Origin of the sequence: Williamwhitmania sp. (genome assembly GCA_035529935.1) — a bacterium.
In the GTDB taxonomy this organism is placed as follows: Bacteria; Bacteroidota; Bacteroidia; order Bacteroidales; family Williamwhitmaniaceae; genus Williamwhitmania.
The window spans coordinates 1-19,261 of sequence record DATKVT010000199.1; the positions used below are offsets into that span (position 1 = coordinate 1).

21 protein-coding genes are annotated in these 19,261 nt (G+C 43.1%); 8 read left to right on the forward strand and 13 right to left on the reverse strand.

Features of this window, described 5'->3' with window-relative positions:
- The coding region (locus VMW01_15265; protein HUW07606.1) for an MBL fold metallo-hydrolase at positions 1-307 on the reverse strand (307 nt) is incomplete at its 3' end.
- Between the two features lie 12 nt (positions 308-319).
- Positions 320-976, reverse strand: a complete 657-nt coding sequence (locus tag VMW01_15270; protein ID HUW07607.1) for a protein-L-isoaspartate(D-aspartate) O-methyltransferase — start codon at positions 974-976, stop codon at positions 320-322.
- 150 nt (positions 977-1,126) lie between these two features.
- Here VMW01_15270 and VMW01_15275 point away from each other — a divergent pair, with 150 nt between their 5' ends.
- Both VMW01_15275 and VMW01_15280 read left to right on the forward strand, forming a co-directional pair.
- A complete protein-coding gene (locus tag VMW01_15275; GenBank protein ID HUW07608.1) occupies positions 1,127-1,936 on the forward strand; it encodes a hypothetical protein in 810 nt (269 codons plus the stop codon).
- A 35-nt stretch (positions 1,937-1,971) separates the two neighbouring features.
- Entirely contained in the window at positions 1,972-3,378 is a 1,407-nt protein-coding gene (locus VMW01_15280) for a sugar transferase (protein ID HUW07609.1), read from the forward strand.
- A gap of 2 nt (positions 3,379-3,380) precedes the next feature.
- On the opposite strand, the gene thpR is transcribed toward VMW01_15280, so the two are convergent.
- A complete protein-coding gene (thpR, locus tag VMW01_15285) occupies positions 3,381-3,965 on the reverse strand; it encodes an RNA 2',3'-cyclic phosphodiesterase (GenBank protein ID HUW07610.1) in 585 nt (194 codons plus the stop codon).
- Positions 3,966-4,002: 37 nt separating this feature from the next.
- On the opposite strand from thpR, the gene elbB reads away from it, so the two are divergent.
- Entirely contained in the window at positions 4,003-4,662 is a 660-nt protein-coding gene (gene elbB, locus VMW01_15290) for an isoprenoid biosynthesis glyoxalase ElbB (protein HUW07611.1), read from the forward strand.
- A 15-nt stretch (positions 4,663-4,677) separates the two neighbouring features.
- On the opposite strand, the gene VMW01_15295 is transcribed toward elbB, so the two are convergent.
- Positions 4,678-5,286 (reverse strand): DUF4294 domain-containing protein, encoded by a 609-nt coding sequence (locus VMW01_15295; protein ID HUW07612.1) that lies wholly within the window; start codon positions 5,284-5,286, stop codon positions 4,678-4,680.
- A 166-nt stretch (positions 5,287-5,452) separates the two neighbouring features.
- Here VMW01_15295 and VMW01_15300 point away from each other — a divergent pair, with 166 nt between their 5' ends.
- Both VMW01_15300 and VMW01_15305 read left to right on the forward strand, forming a co-directional pair.
- Positions 5,453-5,932, forward strand: coding sequence for a (4Fe-4S)-binding protein (locus tag VMW01_15300; GenBank protein HUW07613.1), 480 nt, complete (start codon positions 5,453-5,455; stop codon positions 5,930-5,932).
- Between the two features lie 12 nt (positions 5,933-5,944).
- Positions 5,945-6,154, forward strand: coding sequence for a CDGSH iron-sulfur domain-containing protein (locus tag VMW01_15305; GenBank protein ID HUW07614.1), 210 nt, complete (start codon positions 5,945-5,947; stop codon positions 6,152-6,154).
- Positions 6,155-6,197: 43 nt separating this feature from the next.
- On the opposite strand, the gene VMW01_15310 is transcribed toward VMW01_15305, so the two are convergent.
- The 9 genes from VMW01_15310 to VMW01_15350 form a co-directional block, all read right to left on the reverse strand.
- Entirely contained in the window at positions 6,198-7,196 is a 999-nt protein-coding gene (locus VMW01_15310; GenBank protein HUW07615.1) for a D-alanine--D-alanine ligase, read from the reverse strand.
- Between the two features lie 122 nt (positions 7,197-7,318).
- Positions 7,319-8,380, reverse strand: coding sequence for an RluA family pseudouridine synthase (locus VMW01_15315; protein ID HUW07616.1), 1,062 nt, complete (start codon positions 8,378-8,380; stop codon positions 7,319-7,321).
- Between the two features lie 15 nt (positions 8,381-8,395).
- Positions 8,396-10,315: a T9SS type A sorting domain-containing protein gene (locus VMW01_15320; protein HUW07617.1), complete on the reverse strand. Its 1,920-nt coding sequence runs from the start codon at positions 10,313-10,315 to the stop codon at positions 8,396-8,398.
- Between the two features lie 57 nt (positions 10,316-10,372).
- Complete coding sequence (locus tag VMW01_15325; protein ID HUW07618.1) at positions 10,373-11,236, reverse strand: PASTA domain-containing protein; 864 nt, start codon at positions 11,234-11,236, stop codon at positions 10,373-10,375.
- 41 nt (positions 11,237-11,277) lie between these two features.
- The gene (locus VMW01_15330; GenBank protein HUW07619.1) at positions 11,278-12,396 is read right to left on the reverse strand and encodes a CofH family radical SAM protein; all 1,119 of its coding nucleotides are present in this window, start codon (positions 12,394-12,396) and stop codon (positions 11,278-11,280) included.
- A gap of 139 nt (positions 12,397-12,535) precedes the next feature.
- On the reverse strand, positions 12,536-12,694 hold the full coding sequence (gene rpmH, locus VMW01_15335; protein HUW07620.1) for a 50S ribosomal protein L34: 159 nt from the start codon (positions 12,692-12,694) through the stop codon (positions 12,536-12,538).
- 126 nt (positions 12,695-12,820) lie between these two features.
- Positions 12,821-13,441 carry a 16S rRNA (guanine(527)-N(7))-methyltransferase RsmG gene (rsmG, locus tag VMW01_15340; protein ID HUW07621.1) on the reverse strand — a complete coding sequence of 207 codons (621 nt, stop codon included), beginning with the start codon at positions 13,439-13,441 and terminating at the stop codon, positions 12,821-12,823.
- Between the two features lies 1 nt (position 13,442).
- Complete coding sequence (locus tag VMW01_15345) at positions 13,443-14,048, reverse strand: sigma-70 family RNA polymerase sigma factor (GenBank protein HUW07622.1); 606 nt, start codon at positions 14,046-14,048, stop codon at positions 13,443-13,445.
- Positions 14,039-15,220 carry a glycosyltransferase gene (locus VMW01_15350; GenBank protein ID HUW07623.1) on the reverse strand — a complete coding sequence of 394 codons (1,182 nt, stop codon included), beginning with the start codon at positions 15,218-15,220 and terminating at the stop codon, positions 14,039-14,041. Before VMW01_15350 ends, VMW01_15345 begins: the two co-directional genes overlap by 10 nt.
- An 84-nt stretch (positions 15,221-15,304) precedes the next feature.
- Between VMW01_15350 and tgt the strand changes: the two genes are divergently transcribed.
- From tgt to VMW01_15365, 3 genes are all read left to right on the forward strand, one after another.
- Positions 15,305-16,435 carry a tRNA guanosine(34) transglycosylase Tgt gene (gene tgt / locus VMW01_15355; protein HUW07624.1) on the forward strand — a complete coding sequence of 377 codons (1,131 nt, stop codon included), beginning with the start codon at positions 15,305-15,307 and terminating at the stop codon, positions 16,433-16,435.
- The gene (locus tag VMW01_15360) at positions 16,432-17,523 is read left to right on the forward strand and encodes an LptF/LptG family permease (protein ID HUW07625.1); all 1,092 of its coding nucleotides are present in this window, start codon (positions 16,432-16,434) and stop codon (positions 17,521-17,523) included. Before tgt ends, VMW01_15360 begins: the two co-directional genes overlap by 4 nt.
- A 190-nt stretch (positions 17,524-17,713) precedes the next feature.
- Positions 17,714-19,258, forward strand: coding sequence for an acyl-CoA carboxylase subunit beta (locus VMW01_15365; protein HUW07626.1), 1,545 nt, complete (start codon positions 17,714-17,716; stop codon positions 19,256-19,258).
- Positions 19,259-19,261 lie beyond the last annotated feature (3 nt).

Below are 19,261 nucleotides of genomic sequence, written 5' to 3' on the forward strand. Positions count from 1 at the left end.
TAAATCCAAACATTCGACCTTGTTCTTCGGCCATGGCCAGCATCTCTTTCTCTGCCCGATGAGCCTTGGGTTTTAGTCCGTAGGTGTTGTAAACAAAGGCGTTTCCCAGAATGTGGTCCACGTGGCAGTGAGTATTTAGCAGCAAGATTGGCTTAAGGTTATTGTCTGCAATAAACGATTCCAACTCATGCTTTTCTTCTGCTGAGTAGCAGCCAGGGTCGATAATGGCGCACTCCTTGGTTTCATCGTAAAGCACGTAGGTATTTTGCTGAAAGGGGTTGAAAATAAATCGTTTAATAGTTATCATAGGATTGGATATTTAGCCATCAGTTCCTTTAAGCAAAGGAACAAAGATGAATGTTCCGTGTTCAGATATCTTGACCTCTCCCGCGATTTTTTCTACAAGTATCATTGTTTGGCTTTTGGAGTCGCCAACGGGAATAACCATTCTGCCATCCTCTGCCAGCTGCTCCACCAGTTCCTTTGGTATTTCGGGTGCTCCCGCGGTAACCAAGATGCGGTGGAATGGTCCATAAGCAGGTTTTCCTTTATACCCATCGCCAAAGAAGAAGTGAGGCTTGTATCCCATTTGGCCCAGGAGCACCTGTGACTTGGTGAAAAGTTCCCGTTGCCGTTCAATGGTAAATACTTTGGCTCCAAGTTCACAAAGGATGGCCGTTTGATAGCCGGAGCCAGTGCCAACCTCCAGCACTTTGTCGTGCTTGCCAATCTTGAGTAGTTCAGTTTGAAAGGCTACGGTGTAAGGCTGCGAAATGGTTTGTCCTGCACCAATAGGAAAAGCATTGTCGCGGTAGGCGAAATCGAGAAAGCTGCTCTCCATATAGTAGTGGCGAGGTACTGCATTTATTGCAGCCAGCACAGCTTCGTCATAAATTCCTTTGCGTCTTAGCTCCTCCGTTAATTTGAGCCGCAAACCCTTATGTCTGTATGTGTCAACTAGTTTTTGAGATACCATTTTTCATTTTCTATTAGCAAAGATAGCATCCATTCTTCATATTTTAACCTCTGACTTCGCCGATAAGAAAATGTTATTAACAAAGGAAGGTTGATAAGTAATGGTTCAGTATATGCATAAAAAGGCAATGAATGGTTAAGTTTGTGAGGTATGGAGGCAACAATGGTCAAAATAAGCGCCCTTGGTCATCGGGCCGAATTTGTATGGCTCAACGAGAGTCCTCTGCGAGAAAGCATTGAACTTTATGAGCCAGCTATGCTGCATGCCATTCCGGCATCGGAGCATTGCTTAGGAAGTGTGGTAATTGTTGGCCCAAGCGTTGGACTTCAGTATGCCGATTTGGCCAATCTTATTAGGCAGGGGCATTCCCTGTTTATCTATGATATTCTTTCTTTAACAGAGGAGGAGTTGGGAAAACTCTTCAGGCTAGCAGATGAGGCCGGAGTATTTATTTTCCCTCGATTGCCCCACCGAATGTGGGTGTCATCGGAAGAGAGGACAATGCCTTTAGTGGCCACCATTGAAGTTGGAATTGCAGAATCCAATAGTTCAGTTAGCTGGTTAAATCACTGCATAAACGCGATTGCAATGGCTGTTAGCTTAGTCCCTTTTGCCGTAAAACGGACTAGGTTTGTAAATGGCGATGGTATCGGGCACCACAGCCACTTCTTTGGGTGTCAGCTGGAGTTTGAAAATTCGTCTCTGGCATCGGTGAGCGTTTCAATAAATGGCGAAGACCAAGAGCATATAAGGGTTGTAGGACATGGTGGGGTATGCCAGTATTCAAGAGAAACCAGTGGTAGTGGCGGGCTATATCCTCTTTTGGCACAGGCCCAACTGGCGCAGTTTTTGGAAGCGATTGGACGAGGTGATGCTGCGCTATTGGCCCAAGAGGTTCAACAATCGCAACAAATTCTTCATATCTACCACGATTTAAAGGCTCGTTTCGTTCACGCATAAAGCAGAATTGCTACTTTTGTGTAAATACTCGTGGTTTGAAACGAAAGTTTATTCTTGCTAAATATCTCATTTACGACTTTTTGTCAGCGGCTTCGGCTTGGACTATTTTTTCCTACCTACAGCAGGAAAGGCTTGAGCATTCAATCGAGTCAATTTTTGATTTGGTTACCCCCAACTTCTTTTATACACTCATATTTATTCCCATATTTTGGCTGGTGCTTTATTCGCTGACCGGGTTTTACAACGATGTTTTTCGTCGATCGCGGCTGAGTGATTTTTTTCAGACTGCAGGCCAGTCACTAATGGGAGGCTTGCTCATATTCTTCCTGTTAATTCTAGGCGATTTTGCCGGAAGTGCTCGCAACTACTATGAAGCTTTTGGACTGCTTGTACTTTTGCACTTTTCGTTTACCTATATGCCGCGGTTGGTAATCACCTCCCTTATTACCGCTCAAATTCGGAAGCGGAGGCTTGGTTTCAACACCTTACTGGTTGGTGATGGTGCGGAAGCAATTGAACTATACAATGAAATTGAGAGCCTAAAAGCACCACAGGGACAGCTGTTTGTGGGTTATGTATCCACTTCTGGTAAGGAAAGCCCCATTTCGTCAATGCTTCCGTGTGTTGGAAACTTCAATAATTTGAGTGAGGTAATTGATCAACATGCAGTAGAAGAGGTTATTATTGCCCTTTCTCCCAGAGAGTCGCTGAAAATACAGCATGCTATAAACGACCTATACGGAAAAAATGTGCAGGTAAAAGTTATCCCCAGCCTTTATGATTTTCTTACCGGCAAGGTGCGGATGAGCTCCATTCTGGGGACTCCGCTTATCCTTGTTAACCATCGACTCATGCCCGCCTGGCAGGAGGTAGTTAAGTTGTTTCTCGACTTTGTGGTTGCCTTTGTTGCAGTTATTTTGCTCTTACCACCGGGGTTCGTGGTTGCCTTAATCATAAAAAGCACCTCCCGAGGTCCCATCTTTTTTAAGCAGGAGCGCATTGGGCGGTACGGAAGGCCGTTTATTCTGGTTAAGTTTCGAAGCATGTTTTCTAATTCGGAGGAAAATGGTCCTGCCCTTAGCAGCAAATCCGATAACCGGGTCACGCCATTTGGACGGTTTATGCGCAAAACTCGTCTGGATGAGTTGCCCAATTTTATTAATGTGCTGAAGGGGGATATGTCACTTGTTGGACCACGACCAGAGCGGCAATTCTACATCGACCAGATTGTGAGGAAGGCACCTTATTATCTTCACCTACAAAAGGTAAAGCCGGGTATCACCTCTTGGGGGCAGGTTAAGTATGGCTATGCCGAAAATGTGGACCAAATGATAGAGCGACTGAAGTACGATATTCTCTATCTGGAGAATATGACCCTTTTGGTCGACTTCAAAATCATTATATATACCCTTATTACAGTTTTCAGGGGAAGGGGTATATAGCACTATAATAAAGGTATCTCGAAAATTGGCAGGTATATTGGACCGCCTTGACCATGTACGCTTTTGTAGAGAAAGATGCTGGATATCGTAAATTTTCCCAACGAGATTTTGCTAAATTCATTTTCTAGCTCTTTAACTATATCAGCGTAACCATTCCCTTTTGGTCGTGCAAGGGTTAGGTGTGGTGCAAATGGCTTTAACTCTTCTGGAAATCCTACCTCTCTAACCAGCGTTTCAATGACTGCTGCCAGTACTTCTAAATTATCATTTTTTTCAACCCCTGCCCACAATACAGCTGGTGCATCGGGCCGGCCAAAGTTGCCAATTCCTGAAAGAGTAAGCATAAACGCTTTGTGACTACTCACAATAGCATTTATAGCATTGTAAATTTTGCTAACCTGTTCTGGAGTTGTGCTACCAAGAAAGCGGAGAGTGATATGGTAGTTGTGAGGTGAAACCCATTTTATTGGCTTACCACTAAGCCTTGCCTTCAACCCTGATACCAGATCAGTAAGCTGTTGATTTTCTTCAATCTTTACACCAATAAATGTCCTTAATGTTTCGGTGGTATTGCGATGAATCTCCATTTTTCATATATTTCTCCAAAACCAAAAGTAGAAAAGAATGGGAAGCGAGAAAACATTTGCCGTAGTTTTGGCTGGATGCGGAGTTTATGATGGTTCAGAAATTCATGAAGCCGTTATGACTTTATATGCCATAAGAAAGCATGGAGCTAAGTACAAAATATTTGCTCCTGATATAGCCCAGCATCATGTTGTTAACCACATTACTGGAGAGGAGATGGCTGAGCATCGTAATGTGCTAGTTGAATCGGCCCGTATTGCAAGGGGCGATATTGCTCCACTCAGCACTTTTGATCCTGCAACCGTTGATTGCATAATTTTCCCGGGAGGCTTTGGGGCTGCGAAAAATCTATCAACATTTGCCTTTGAGGGGAGCAACTGCAAGGTGAATCCACAGGTTGAGAGAGCTATTAAGTTGACTCACGGTGCAAAGAAACCAATAGGTGCCTTATGTATCGCTCCTGTAGTGGTTGCGCAGGTTCTCGACAATGTTCAACTAACCATTGGAAACGATAAGGATACGGTGTTTGCGCTAGAGAAAATGGGGGCTAACCATACCATTGCAAACCATGGGGAGGTTGTGGTAGATAAAAATAATCTTGTTTTTACTACTCCATGTTACATGCTAGACGCAACCATCGTAGATATTGCCGAAGGAGCCAATGCAATTGTTTTGGAGATGCTTAAACACATGAAATAGAGACACGATTTTCTGCTATAGTTGACCGCTTTCCATGAGTAGAATTAAACGATCTACCATCTTGTCGTCACCATCCTTATCGAACTTGGTTTTCAGGTTAGAGCCAACCATTCTTGCCATGGCTTGCCAGAAGAATGCATTAAATGGACCTTTAATTTGCCGAACGAGTTCGTAGGTGGTCTGTCCCGTTTCCCGGTCGATTAGCTTAACCAGCAGCTTGCCTTGTGAAATAGTTAAGTGGCGAAGCGGAGCCTCAAACTCCTTTTTCATCTCATCTTCCACCTGGTTTACGTATACCTTTTTCTCTCGCTCAGTTTTTAGCTTCAAAAAATTTGTATTCATCTCATAGAGCTTTTGCTTTGCCAACAAGGAGTATGGGTAAACCTTCTTAATGTTATAAATTAACTTTTGATATCGTCTGAAGTCGGCTTGGTTCTTGAATTTGTAGGGTGGGAAAATATATATGGGTTTTAGGGGAATATAAGGTAATGTATCCCTATCGACCACCATTTTAAGAACAAGGTACCCTACAAGCGAATCGTTTTTCGCTTGACCACTGGCTCCCTGAAAGAAAAGTGAGCAAATTGCGGTTAGGCTCACCATCTTAATTAACTTTAGCAGCATCTTAGCCAAACAATTATAGGTAATTTGTAAACGAGATATGTAGGGCAAATGTTTTGCTACAATCCATACAAATTTAGCACTAATAGTGAACCATTGGTTGGAAAAATGGTTGTGGTTTCCATTACGAGCACTCTGCTTTCTTTTTATCTTTGCAAAAATCCATCCTATGGACAAAAACAATAGAAAATATAGCAATAAGGAAATTACCGTTTATTGGCATCCATCTGAGTGCATTCATGCCTCTACCTGTTATTCGCAACTTATTTCGGTATTTAACCCGCGAAACCGTCCATGGATAAACATGGAGGGGGCATCTACAGATCGCATCATAAACATTGTAAAAGAATGCCCAACCCGGGCTTTGACTTTTAAGTGGAATGATCCAGAGAAGAATGAGCAAGAAAGTTCGGAAAAGTTGGTGGGAGAAGATGAGGAAAGGTCTATTCCTGAATTTAAGATTAATGAACCTATAAGGATACAGGTTATGACCAACGGCCCTCTCGTAATATCTGGCAGGTTTAAACTTTACGGTCAGAAAGGCATTGAGTTGAAAAGCATGCAGATGATTTCAATTTGCAGATGTGGTCATACCCATAATCCTCCCTTTTGCGACGGGACCCATTTTAAGGTAGGTTTTAACGGTTAATAGTGTAGCACTATGGAAGAAAGTAAAGATAAAGAGAAGGGTATTTCTGCCGAAATTAAAGTTCCAGGCCATGGCCCAATTAAGGTGTATGGCAACTTTGAGATATTCAAGGAGGGAAAGAAGCTAGAGTTTGATGGAGACTCCGTTGAGTTTTGCGGTTGTGGCCGTTCGGAAAACCTTCCCTTTTGCGACGGAACCCACAAAAAGGTTACCCGGGGTTAGAAAAAGTAAACTCCCGATTTCCGGGAGTTCGACACTGACTAATTTATTGTTTTGCTTGCTTAAAGGCAGCAATACTATCTTCAATTACCCACTCCCAAACAGTTGTCATCGTTAGCCCCATTTCCCTTACCTGTTGGGGTATAATACTGTTTTTACTCATTCCAGGGGTAGTGTTCATCTCCAGCAGGTAGAGCTTTTCGTGGCTGTAAATAAAGTCGACCCGAACAATTCCTCTGCAACCAAACCAGCGGTAAAGTTTATAGGCCGTCTGCTGAACGAGTTCGGTAACTTCCTTGGAGATTCTAGCGGGGGTGATTTCATCGCACATACCCGGAGTGTATTTTGCCTCGTAGTCGAAAAACTCTTTCTTGCTAGCAATTTCGGTAACGGGCATAATGAGCTCATGATTCTCTGACTTGTAAATGCCGCAGGTAAGCTCAATGCCTGCAAGAAACTCTTCAACCAAAACCTCTTCGTCCTCGGCAAATGCTTCTTGTAAAGCGCTGGGTAGCATATCTTCCGATTTGACCTTAGTAACCCCAAAGCTGCTGCCACTTTGATTGGGCTTTACAAAGCAGGGTAAGCCAACTGCCTCTATTATTTTGTCAATAGCCACTGGTTCTTCTCGTTTTACAAGTATATGGCGAGCAAGGTTTATTCCAGTCTCACGCGCATAGGTTTTGGTGGCATACTTATTAAAGGTGATGGCTGAGGTTCCAACTCCACAGGTGGTATATGGAATACCTGCTAGTTCAAAGTAGGACTGTAGAATTCCATTTTCACCTGGGGTTCCATGAATGGCTATAAGCGCACAGTCAAACAGTATCTTATGGCCATCGAGCTTTAGGCTAAAGTCATTTTTATCGATGTGATGCTCATTGCCGTGAGAATCGGTCATATACCACTTATGGCCCTTAACCGTTATAGTGTAGGGGATATACTTTTCAGGAGTAAGAACCTCGCTAATTTGAGCCGCACTTTGTACAGAAATTACCCATTCTGAGGAGTCTCCACCAGCCATTATGGCAATGTTTCTTTTCATCCGTCATGAAATTTTAGGTAGGAAAGTTATTAAAAAAAAGGTGCGATTGCGCACCTTCTAAACGAAATACCGCTCCATTTGCAATGTTTTGCCCAACCACCTAGCTTTGTTTGGGTTACCCTTTACATATCTTCGTTAGAAAGGTCTCTTGAGGAAACGTAGGTCCTCCACTTTTCAATAACTTCCTGCATATCGGCAGGTATTTCGGAGGTGAATAGCATCGCCTCTTTTGTGGTGGGATGCACAAAGCCTAAAGTTTGAGCATGAAGTGCGTGACGTGGAAGCAACTTAAAGCAATTATTTATAAACTGCTTGTATTTGGTAAAGGTTGTTCCTTTCAGAATTTCGTTGCCACCATACTTTTCATCATTAAAAAGAGGATGCCCAATGTGTTGGAAATGCGCTCTAATCTGATGAGTTCTTCCCGTTTCTAACCTGCATTCTACCAGATTAACATAGCCTAAACGTTCCAAAACTGTATAGTGGGTTATGGCCTCCTTGCCATGGCTTTCGTCGGTGAAAACGGCCATTTTCTGTCTATCGTAAAGACTTCTGCCTATATTGCCAACAATGGTTCCGGAGTCTTGAGCCAAGTCACCCCAAACCAGAGCAATATAGGTTCGTTTAGAGGTGTGGTTAAAAAATTGTTTGGCCAGCATATTGTGGGCAAGTTCATTCTTGGCAACCACCAGTAGTCCAGATGTATTTTTGTCGATACGGTGGACCAGCCCTGGTCTAACCTCGCCGTTTTGGTAGGTCGGTAGGTCTTTAAAGTGGTAGACAAGCGCGTTTACCAACGTTCCCGTCCAGTTGCCATGACCGGGATGCACAACCATTCCGGCGGGTTTGTTTACCACCAACAAGTCGCTGTCTTCATAGGTGATGTTAAGAGGAATATTCTCTGGAATTAATTCGGTATCCCTAGGCGGGTAGGGCATTACGATAGAAATAAGGTCGAGTGGTTTTACCTTATAGTTTGATTTAACCGCCTTGCCGTTGACCAGAATGTTTCCCGCGTCAGCGGCATTTTGAACTCTATTTCGTGAGACGTTTTCAATTTTCTGGGATAGGAACTTATCTACCCTCAAAAGTGATTGTCCTTTGTCCACAACGAACCTGAAGTGTTCGTAGAGTTCCTGCTGCTCTTCGTTCCCCCCCTCCAAGAACTCTTCGTTCTCCTCCATGTCTGCCATAGGTTTCTATCGTGAAATAATGAGTTTTTTGGTTGTAACTCCATTTTTAGTTCGAACTCGAACCAAGTATAGGCCGTTAGGCAATTCTACAATGCTTGATTGCTGATTGGCAGTAAGCTGCTTGACGAGTTTTCCAGCCATGTCGAAAACCATAACTGGGATTGGTGCCTCGTCCTGTCCAACTTTTACCATTACGGCATCGGTGGCTGGGTTTGGAAAAATCGCCATACTTTCAGTAGATTGAATAGGTACAACATCCGTTGTTGGACCAATGTCTACACCAAAAACAGGTCTTAGCATTAGCGTTCCATCTAGGCTTGAATTGATCCAATTTCCAGTAAGGTTATAAAATAGTTTACTCTGGCTGTTGATATTTCTGTCGAAGCCAACGTTCAGCATGTCGGCTGTAACCTGTTTCCATCCAACGTAGAAGGTACCATCAATGAACTGTGCATTGCCTAACTTGATGTAGGCAAACTTGTTAAGCGAGTCTGTGTAAATTGGTGTTTCACCTTGTTGGCTGTATATTTCATTTCCTGGTATTCCGTTATTGTCGGACCAAACCTTAAGGTAAAATTGAAGAGGTGCGGCGGTAGGATCCTTAAGAGTTCGATTAAAGTAGATGTATATTCCGCGAAGGGTGTCTGCTTTTAGTGGAGTAAACTTGAGGGCAACCATGGCATTTTCGGCTCCCTCGCCATAAACTCCATAGCCATTTTCGGCGCTACCGTCATCGTAGGCATAGTAGTTTTTGAACACCTGCTGGCGAGTAATGGTGTCGTTCCACCTAAAGATCTTTCGGTCGGCTGCAATATCGGTCAGCAGGTATGCCTTGACTTTGAATTCTGCTGAATCGGCATCTGGAGAGGTTAGGGAATAATTGAATAATCGCTGAAAGATGGTCGATTGCAAGGGGTAAATATTCTCGGCACCTCCAGAAAAGGAGTAGGTAGATTGGCTAAGTTCGTTCGTAATTTCAAATAGCCGAGTAACGTTCCAAACGGTGTTTCCCAAATTTTGGTAAATAGTTGTAAGCGTATCGGGCTGAGGGTAGACAACTGAATTGTCTCCTTGCGTAAAATGAGGCCAGGGTATTGACTCGTAGTTCTGAAGAAGCGAGCCAAGTGGTTGCGAGAATGCAACGTCGTTGAGAAGCGTATCGTTGACTGTTCTACCGCTGTTAAGATAAACCATGTCAATATTCCACTGGTCGGCATTCCCTTGAAACCCTTTTAAAAAAGAGTTGTCTACAAATGAACCAATATTGTAATACTTAATGCTGAAACTGTCGGTTAAAAAGTAGCTTTGGTTAACCTGAATCATCACATGGTGAAATGAATCAGTTACAGACTGAGTCACCACCTTCTGTACTCCGGTGAGGTAGTTGTTTTCAAGAATTGTTCCACTAGCAACGTTTGCCGACCAAACCTTTATCCAACTCTTTAGCGTATTTGAGTAAAATTTCAACACCAAGGAATCTGCTAAATCTGGCACATCGCCATAGCCTCCAGGTTGGTAGTAAAAGCTGAAGAAGATATTGTTGCTCCCTGGATAGTTAAGGTTGATAGGCAGGGAGGTTAGCGAGTCTGCCATAAATGGATCAACAGATGCATTGGTATGAAGGTATCCTTGTCCGTCGAGCAGGTCAAAGGTTGCCACACCAATGCTTGGCGGATTCATGCCGTAAGTTTGGTTCATGTCAACTGGACCAGTATGCCATAGCGTGGTGTCTGGAATGCTACCCTGCTCGGCAAAGTCATCAAAAAAAGGAAGGCTCAGCGTAGAGGCTCCTCGTGTTACGAGCTTGGTCATTGGCTTTCCAGAATGTCTCAACGAAGGACGTTCGCTAAGCCCAATCAACACTTCCTGCCCCAAGCAACTCAGGCTAATGGTGAGGATTATTATGGCAAAAAACGCTTTTTTCACAGTTCGTATTTAAATGTAAAAGAAGAACCTTCATTTTGTTAAAAGGTGGGCAAGGGGTTACTCTTCGTCAACTTCAGTTGAATCATGTTCAACTGGCTTGGTGATCGTAGAGGGTACAGGGATTCTGGATGTGTTGATTGTAAGCCAAATGTTTACCCTTGAGCCAAACCTGTAGCCGGGATTAGACGTTGGTGCTGGATACTGGTTGTAAACCTTGGCATTGATGGAGTCTGCATAGGTTTTTACCGTTTCATCATATCTAATCTCGCCCACGTTGAGTGATGATTCAAATATTCTGCTCTGTGCCTCATCGGCAGAAAGTCCTGCTAAGATTGGTATACCAGTTTGTGGATTGCTGATTCCCAACCCAAGTACAAGTTCAACTTTTGATCCTCGAGGAACCCTAGTCCCTGGAGCAACAGAAACACCTTTAATCTTTTGAGCAAGAACGTTATTTGCAGCAATATCGGGTGCATATGAAAGCTTAGCAATTTTAAGACCCTGTTGATCGAGCATCGCCTTGGCTTGCCTGTTCGAGAGGTCTATAAGGTTAGGCATTGGCACCATAATTGGAATTACGGCATTAATGGTAAGAAATATTCTTCGACCGGATTTTACATCTGTGTTAGGTTTTGGAATTTGGTCTACAATGACACCCCTACTTCGTGAATCGATATAGACAGAATCTGAAACGTCGAGTCGGAGATCACCTCTATTGGGAGTTTTTAACGCTTCATTTATAGTTAGTCCCGCGAAATTGGGTACGGTGTAAGTAACGCCATGGCGGGTGAAGATATTGAGGGCAAGCATGGTGAGCAGCAGCAGCAGCAGAAAGCCAGCGAAGGCATAGAGAACATTCCTAACATAGAAGTTATCTAGTGCAGCTTTCCCAGATCTAACGAGGAACTCCTTTATTTGCATGATGATTTTTTGTTTGAAAACGACAATTTGGTGAAAAAATTTTAAATGGACTTGTAATAGCTATTTCGTTCAACCGGAATTTTTCCAGCTTGTTCAATAAATGTTCTTGTTTCCGACACTGTAAATGGTGTAAACACTTTGCCATCTTTTGAAGTGCTGTAAATTCTGGCTGGGTTTTCTGCAATTCCACTCAGGTCGCTAATACCAAAGTTAAACGATAGTTGGGTCGCTTCTTTACCAATCATTGGCCAGTAAACTACCAGATGATCGATGTTGTCGAGAAAGATACGTGCTACGGCAAAATTGCGTAAGTCCTCTACCAGAGGCACTTCGCCAAGTGAAGCGAGATTGCTGTTCTCTTTTTTGTACTTTAATGGGATAAAACTCAGAAATCCAGTTGTTCTATCCTGAAGCAACCGGAGTTCGTTAAGATGTTCAATCCGGTGTTTGTAGCTTTCTATATGGCCGTAAAGCATGGATGCATTGGTTTTAATGCCAAGAGAATGAGCCATCTCATGAATATTTAGCCATTCATCTCCAGTAAGTTTCTCTGGACCCAATTTTTCTCTCACCTCCGGATGAAATATTTCGGCACCACCCCCAGTAAGTGAGTTTATTCCAACCGAATGAAGCTTCTTAAATACTTGCTGCATGTTCATCCTTCCTTTTTTAGCAACAAAGTGGAGGTCGGTAGCCGAAAAGGCCTTGATGTGTATTTTGGGAAAAATCCGTCGGATCATTTCTACCACTGCTACGTAGTGATCGAGGTTATGGTCGGGGTGGCATGCTCCAGAAATCACCACCTCGGTAATTCCTTTATCTCCATTGCGGTGGAGAATCTCGGCCAATTCCTTCAAAGTGAGATTCCACGATTCCTCGTCTTTGTCCTTTTTGTATACAGAGCAAAAAGGGCAGCTGTAATAGCAAATATTGGTTAGTTCAACGTGTAGACTGGTGTTATAAAAAACTTTGCCTCCATTTTTCTGCTGATTAATAGAATCGGCAAGGTAGGCGAGTAGGCCAAGTGGCGCACTTTGGTAAAGTGCAAGTCCATCCTCCGGTGTAATTCGCTTACCCAACAAAACCTTAGACGATATCAGCCTCAATGCAGGGGGGATAAGCTGATCGTTTTTGTAGAAGTCGAATAGGTTGAGATTCATGGCTGCCAATTCAAGTTTAGAAGAATTGCAGGCTAAAGATACAATTTTAACCCGAAGGATGGCCGATATTGCTGGGCCTTGAGAGGACAAAAAAAAAGTAAAGGAGCTTCCTTTACTTTCACAGTATTGTAGAGTTTTATTAAGCCTTATGCTTTGTCTCGTCAGAAACAGAAAGTTTTTTTCTTCCTTTTGCTCTTCTTGCGGCAAGCACTCTTCTACCATTATGGGTAGCCATCCGCTCTCTAAAACCGTGCTTGTTCCTTCTTTTCCTATTCGATGGTTGATAAGTCCTTTTCATTGGGGGTAATGTTTTTCTATCGTTTAACTCTGTTTTTTCCTATTTCGGGTTCGCAAAGGTAAACTTTTTTTCTTTTTTGCAAAAAACTTTTTGTGATTAATGTACAAAGTTAATGAATGCAAATGGCTATCGTTGAATGTAAACCACCTTCTTCGTTTCAAAGAAGGGATCATCAAAGATTTGGTAAATATCAATTATTTCATGGGAGGTCTTTATTTCCTTGAGTTCGGCACGTAAATCACCTCCTTTTAAGTAGAGAATACCGTTTGGAAGAGCGCATTTACCTCCTGGCATGATGAGTTTCCAAACCCAACTTTTAAATTCCGCCATAGGAGCAACTGCCCGGCTAACCACAAAGTCAACCTTTTCTTTTAGTTCCTCGGCTCGTCCTCGTATAGCTACTGCGTTTGTAAGCCCCAATTGCTGAATTACATCATCAACAACAGTAATCTTCTTTGCAATAGAATCGATAAGGGTGAAGTGGCTATCGGGAAACATTATGGCCAGGGGAATACCTGGAAATCCTCCTCCTGTTCCAACATCTAAAATTTTGGTGCCAGCCGAAAAGGTTACAACCTTGGCAATGGCAAGTGAATGAAGGACATGCCGTATATACAAAAATTCAAAATCTTTTCTGGATATGAGATTAATCTTTGAGTTCCAATCGAGGTAAAGGGGCCAAAGCTGCCGAAGTCGATCTTGTTGCCATGGGGTAAGATCGGGAAAATAGCGAAGTATTTCTTCCATTTTAACGTTTGTGCTGGCTGTTTTTTAAGATATTGTATAGGAGCTCACGAGCCCTAAAAAGTTGTGCCTTAACGGTACCAAGTGGAAGATCAAGTTCGTCGGCTATCTCTTCATAGGAATATTCCTTAAAGTAACGAAGCTCGATAAGAGTTCGGTATCGGGGCTTAAGCTTTGCCACTAACCCTTGCACCAGAATAACATTTTGTTCCTTAATTAGAGTTTCTTCGGGATCAAGGGTGTTGCTCTGAATGGTGGTGGGCATTTGTATCGGATTGTCGGCGTCTTGTGGGTGGTCGATGCTGATGAGGTTAGCCTTTTTTTTCCGAATAAAGTCGATACAATTGTTGGTGGCAATCTTAAAAAGCCACGTGCTGAATGCGTAGCTTGGGGTGTACTGGTGGAGATTCTTAAACGCCTTTCCAAAGGCTTCTATGGTAAGATCCTCAGCGTCACTTTTGTTGTTTACCATTTTTAGCAACAGGAAGTAAATGGCATCCTTATACCGGTCCATAAGATCAGCATAGGCGCGCTGGTTGCCGTCTATTGCTTGCCTTACAAGTTCATAGTCGTACCTTGCTTTTTCTGAAAGATTCGACGTTAATTCCATTTTGGGCTAAGGGTTTTCTTAATACCAAGAAACGCATAAAGAAATGGCGAAATTACATCATATATGAGCGAATATAAGAATAAATTTTTTTCCATCAATCGATTTTGCGCCATTTTAATTATTGTAGCCTGAATAATAGTGCGTAGAAGAAATGCTCCAAGCCCAATCCAGTATAGCGGAAACGGCAAGGTAAGTAACAAAACGAAGAGGGTATAGAAGGCAACACGGGAAATAGGTTCGGCCCATAGCAAAAACCTTGTTCCCTTTCTGTAGTGCTGTGCTGTGGTAGAATGGCGTAGCTTTTGCCAAACCCAAGCTCCGAACGAACGTACCTGCTCACTTTGCATCACGGTGCCTGGCCTGTATTCAACCAGTGTATTCTTCTTGGTTGCAACCTCATGAACAAAGAGGTCGTCATCGCCAGAAATTAGTTTATAGTGGGAAGCAAAGCCTTTATTGTTGAAAAAGGTAGCCTTTCGGTAGGCTAAATTTCGCCCAACGCCCATGTAGGGCATTCCTGCAAGCGCAAAGCTGAGGTAGTTAAGTCCAATAAAAAAGGTGTCACACCGGATAATTTTATCTAGATATCCTCCTTGTGGCTTGTATCCACCATATCCTAAAACAACATCGCAGGAAAGTATGAAATTCTCCTGCATGTGACTTAACCAGTACTTGCTGGTGGTAGAACAGTCGGCATCCGTTAGTAGCACAAGTTCGTGTTTGGCGGCTTTAATCCCAATGGTTAAGGCCAATTTTTTTCCGTGGCTGAACTTGTCGTCGGGTTTTATGGTAGTAATTTTAAGATTTTTATACTGCTGTGCAAATACCTTGAGAATATCGGCTGTTCCATCCTCCGAACAATCGTCCACAACAACAACTTCAAAATCGGGATAACTTTGTTCCAGAATTCCGGGCAGGTTTGCCTTTAGGTTTTGTTCTTCGTTTCGAGCGCAAATGATTATGCTTACTGGATTCTGGTCAGGTAGGGAGTGTTTTGGATGCCGTTTCTTTGCTACCCTAACGTAGAAGAAAAGGTAGAAGAAGAGTTGGAGTAAGAGGGACAGAAGTAAAGCGCTAAGAATAACCAGCTGGTATATAGGTAGTTGCAAAAAAAAATCTTTCACTTGTGAAACTTTAAAGGTTACAGCAATTTTATTAAAGTTTTTCGGCATTACCAAGGATAGTTTGGTGATATAGCATACTATCTTAGGTTCATCGTAAAATAAGTATCTTTGCGCCTTTAAAATTTTTTTTGAATGAAATTCACCCTTCTCAAAACAGACGCGGAAAGCAAGGCTCGCCGGGGCCGTATTGAAACAGACCATGGTATTATTGAAACCCCTATCTTTATGCCAGTGGGTACTGCTGGTAGCGTAAAAGGCGTGCTTCCCCGCGATTTAAAGGAGGAGGTAAAGGCCGAAATTATTCTTGGGAACACCTACCATCTCTATTTGAGGCCCGGCTTGGATATTCTGCAGCGTGCAGGTGGGCTGCACAAGTTCATTTCTTGGGATAGACCAATCCTAACCGATAGCGGTGGCTTTCAGGTTTTTTCTCTTGCCCAGAACCGAAAGTTGAACTTTAAGGGTTGTGAATTTCGATCGCATATCGATGGTTCTAAGCATCTCTTTACCCCTGAGAGTGTGGTGGATATTCAGCGAACCATTGGTGCGGATATTATGATGGCTTTTGACGAGTGTCCTCCCGGAACGGCTGACTTCGCCTATGCGGCTAAGTCGCTGGATATAACCCAGCAATGGCTGGAGCGCGGAATAAAGCAGTTTGATTCCACTGACCCTCATTACGGTTATTCACAAACTTTTTTTCCCATTGTTCAGGGTTGCGTTTATCCGGAACTCCGGCGAAAGGCCGCTGAATATGCAGCCAGCTTCTATCGCGAAGGATATGCAATTGGAGGACTTTCTGTTGGAGAGCCAGAGGAGGTGATGTACGAAATGATTGAGGTTGTCGAGCCAATTCTTCCGAGCGACAGACCGCGCTACCTTATGGGCGTTGGAACACCTGCAAATATTCTGGAGGCTATTGCCCGGGGGGTTGATATGTTCGATTGCGTGATGCCTACCCGAAACGGAAGAAATGGAATGCTCTTTACTAGAGAGGGAATAATTAATATTAGAAATTTACGATGGAAGGACGATTTCTCCCCGCTTGATGTGGCAATGGATACCTATGTTGACACCACATTCTCAAAAGCATACCTCCGGCATCTATTTATCGCGAACGAAATGTTAGGGGCGCAGCTTGCTAGTATACACAATCTTTCTTTTTATCTTTGGCTGGTCAATGAGGCCCGAACAAAAATTGAAGAGGGCACTTTTCTTCCATGGAAGAACACAATGGTTAAAAAACTAACAACTCGGCTATGAGAACACCTGGCTTGAAAATACTCGACAGGTATATTATACGTAAGTTTATTGGCACTTTCTTCTATGCCATATTGTTAATAATCTGCATAGCAGTAATCTTTGACTTGGCAGAAAAGATAGACGACTTTATGGAAAAGCAGGCTCCATTGAGGGCCATTATTTTCGACTACTACCTTAACTTTATTCCCTACTTCGTAAATCTATTTAGCGCGCTATTTACCTTCATTGCCGTAATCTTCTTTACCTCACGTATGGCCTACAATATGGAAATTGTGGCCATCCTTTCCAGCGGTGTAAGCTTTCGGAGGCTAATGTATCCTTACTTTGTGTCGGCCACCATTATTGCAGTAATGAACTTGGTGCTTAACCTGTTCGTAATTCCGCCCGCGAACAAGGTCAAGATTGATTTTGAAAACTTGTACGTTAAGAATACTTATGTAAACGTCAATCAGGACATTCATAGGCAGATTCATCCGGGTACCTACTTATACATGCAATCCTTTAGTACCCAAAACCAGATTGCTTACAAGTTTTCGTTGGAGACTTTTAAAGATGGTGCACTAAAGTCGAAGCTCATTAGCGATTACGCTAGGTGGGATACCATCAAACATGAATGGGCCATGTACAACTACTATCAGCGCAATATTACCGATAGTGGGGAGGTAATATCTTCAGGTTGGGAAAAGGATACTGTACTTAACGTTACGGGGAAAGATTTTTCTCAGCGTTCGGATGAGATTGAAGCCATGAACTACTTTCAACTAAACGACTACATTAAAAAACAGAAGATGCAGGGTGCCGATAACCTGGAGGCGATTTATGTGGAGAAGTATCGACGGTTTGCCGACCCTTTTTCAACGTTTATCCTTACCCTCATTGGTGTTTCACTGTCATCGCGTAAGGTTAGAGGTGGCATTGGCCTGCATATTGGGATTGGCTTGGGAATTAGCTTCTCCTACATTTTATTCATGCGCTTTTCCCAGATGTTTGCCATTGGTGGCATGCTTAATCCATTGCTAGCCGTTTGGATCCCTAATGTACTCTTCTTGGCTATAGGCCTGGTGCTGTATAGGTTAGCTCCAAAGTAGGCTTAAAACCCTACCGTATATCCCAGAATGATTTATTGTGGTTGATATACAATGTGTTATTACTTTTTTTGTGTATTCTAAGCACCTTTTTTTCTAAATTTGAGTGCTATTTCGTAACCTTGTCAAATAGATTTAACTTGTCATAAAAATGGCTTTAATGGCAAGTAAGTATTAACCAATACATTCTTTTATGCCAGTTAATAAAAAAATTCTCGAGCTTAAGAAGAAGAAGGAGGAGATGCTTCAAGGCGGTGGTGAAAAGGCAATTGCTAAGCAAGTTGCCATGGGGAAAATGACCGCCCGTGAGAGAGTCCTAACCCTGCTGGATGAGGATTCCTTTCATGAGTATGACCTCTTTGTTGAGCACGAGGCCCGCGATTTTGGTATGGATGGTAAGGTGCTTGCTGGAGATGGTGTAATTATTGGTACCGGCAATATTTACGGCGCACCAGTAGCTATTTTCGCACAAGATTTTACCGTTGCAGGAGGTTCATTGGGCTTAATGCACGCTCGAAAAATCTCCAAGATTATGGACTATGCGCTAACCATGCGCATTCCGCTCATTGGAATTAACGATTCCGGCGGTGCCCGTATTCAGGAGGGTGTAAACTCCCTTGCTGGCTATGGCGATATTTTCTTTAGAAATACCGTTGCAAGTGGTGTTATCCCTCAAATTTCTGTTATACTCGGGCCTTGTGCCGGCGGGGCAGTTTATTCACCCGCTCTCACCGATTTTGTTTTTGTGGTGGAGAATATTTCCAAAATGTTTATCACTGGGCCAGAGGTTATTAAAACTGTTTTGGGTGAAGAAATTTCTATGGAGGAACTCGGTGGTGCCCGCGTACATTGCGAGATAACAGGAAATGCTCACTTCTATGCTACCAGCGAGGCGGATTGCTTCGAGCAGATTAAGCGCCTAGTAACTTTTATCCCATGGAATAATAGCAGAAAGGCACTTCGTTTTGAACCGAAGGAACCCAAAAAGGAATATAACATCAGCGAGATAGTTCCAGATAATCCATCAACCCCCTACGACGTTCGTGACGTAATCCGCGCCCTGGTGGATGACTCTGATTTCTTTGAAGTCATGGAGCTCTTTGCACCTAATATCGTTATTGGATTTGGCCGATTGAACGGAGATACCATTGGGTTTGTAGCAAATCAACCGCTTTACTTAGCCGGAGTACTCGATTGTGACTCCTCCGATAAGGCTGCTCGTTTTATTCGCTTCTGCGATGCGTTTAATATTCCCATTGTTACGCTTGAAGATCTTCCAGGATACCTTCCAGGAGCTGATCAGGAGCATGCCGGTGTAATTCGCCATGGAGCAAAGCTGCTCTATGCCTTTAGCGAGGCTACCGTTCCAAAAATTACAGTTATTCTCCGGAAGGCCTATGGTGGTGGTTACATTGCCATGAACTCTCGCCATTTGCGTGCTGATTTTGTTTTTGCTTGGCCGGGCGCCGAAATTGCTGTTATGGGCCCAGAAGGCGCTGCAAACATCATTTTCCGTAAGGAAATAATGGAAGCTGAAGATCCTGAAAAGATGCGCAAGCAAAAGATACAGGAATACAAGGATAAATTTGCCAACCCTTATGTTGCTGCTGCAAGGGGATACATCGATTCTGTAATCGAACCGGAGGAAACACGACACTTCTTGCTGCACTCTATTGAAGTTGCTGTTAATAAGGTTGTGAATAGGCCAGACAAGAAGCACGGAATTCCTCCATTTTAATCG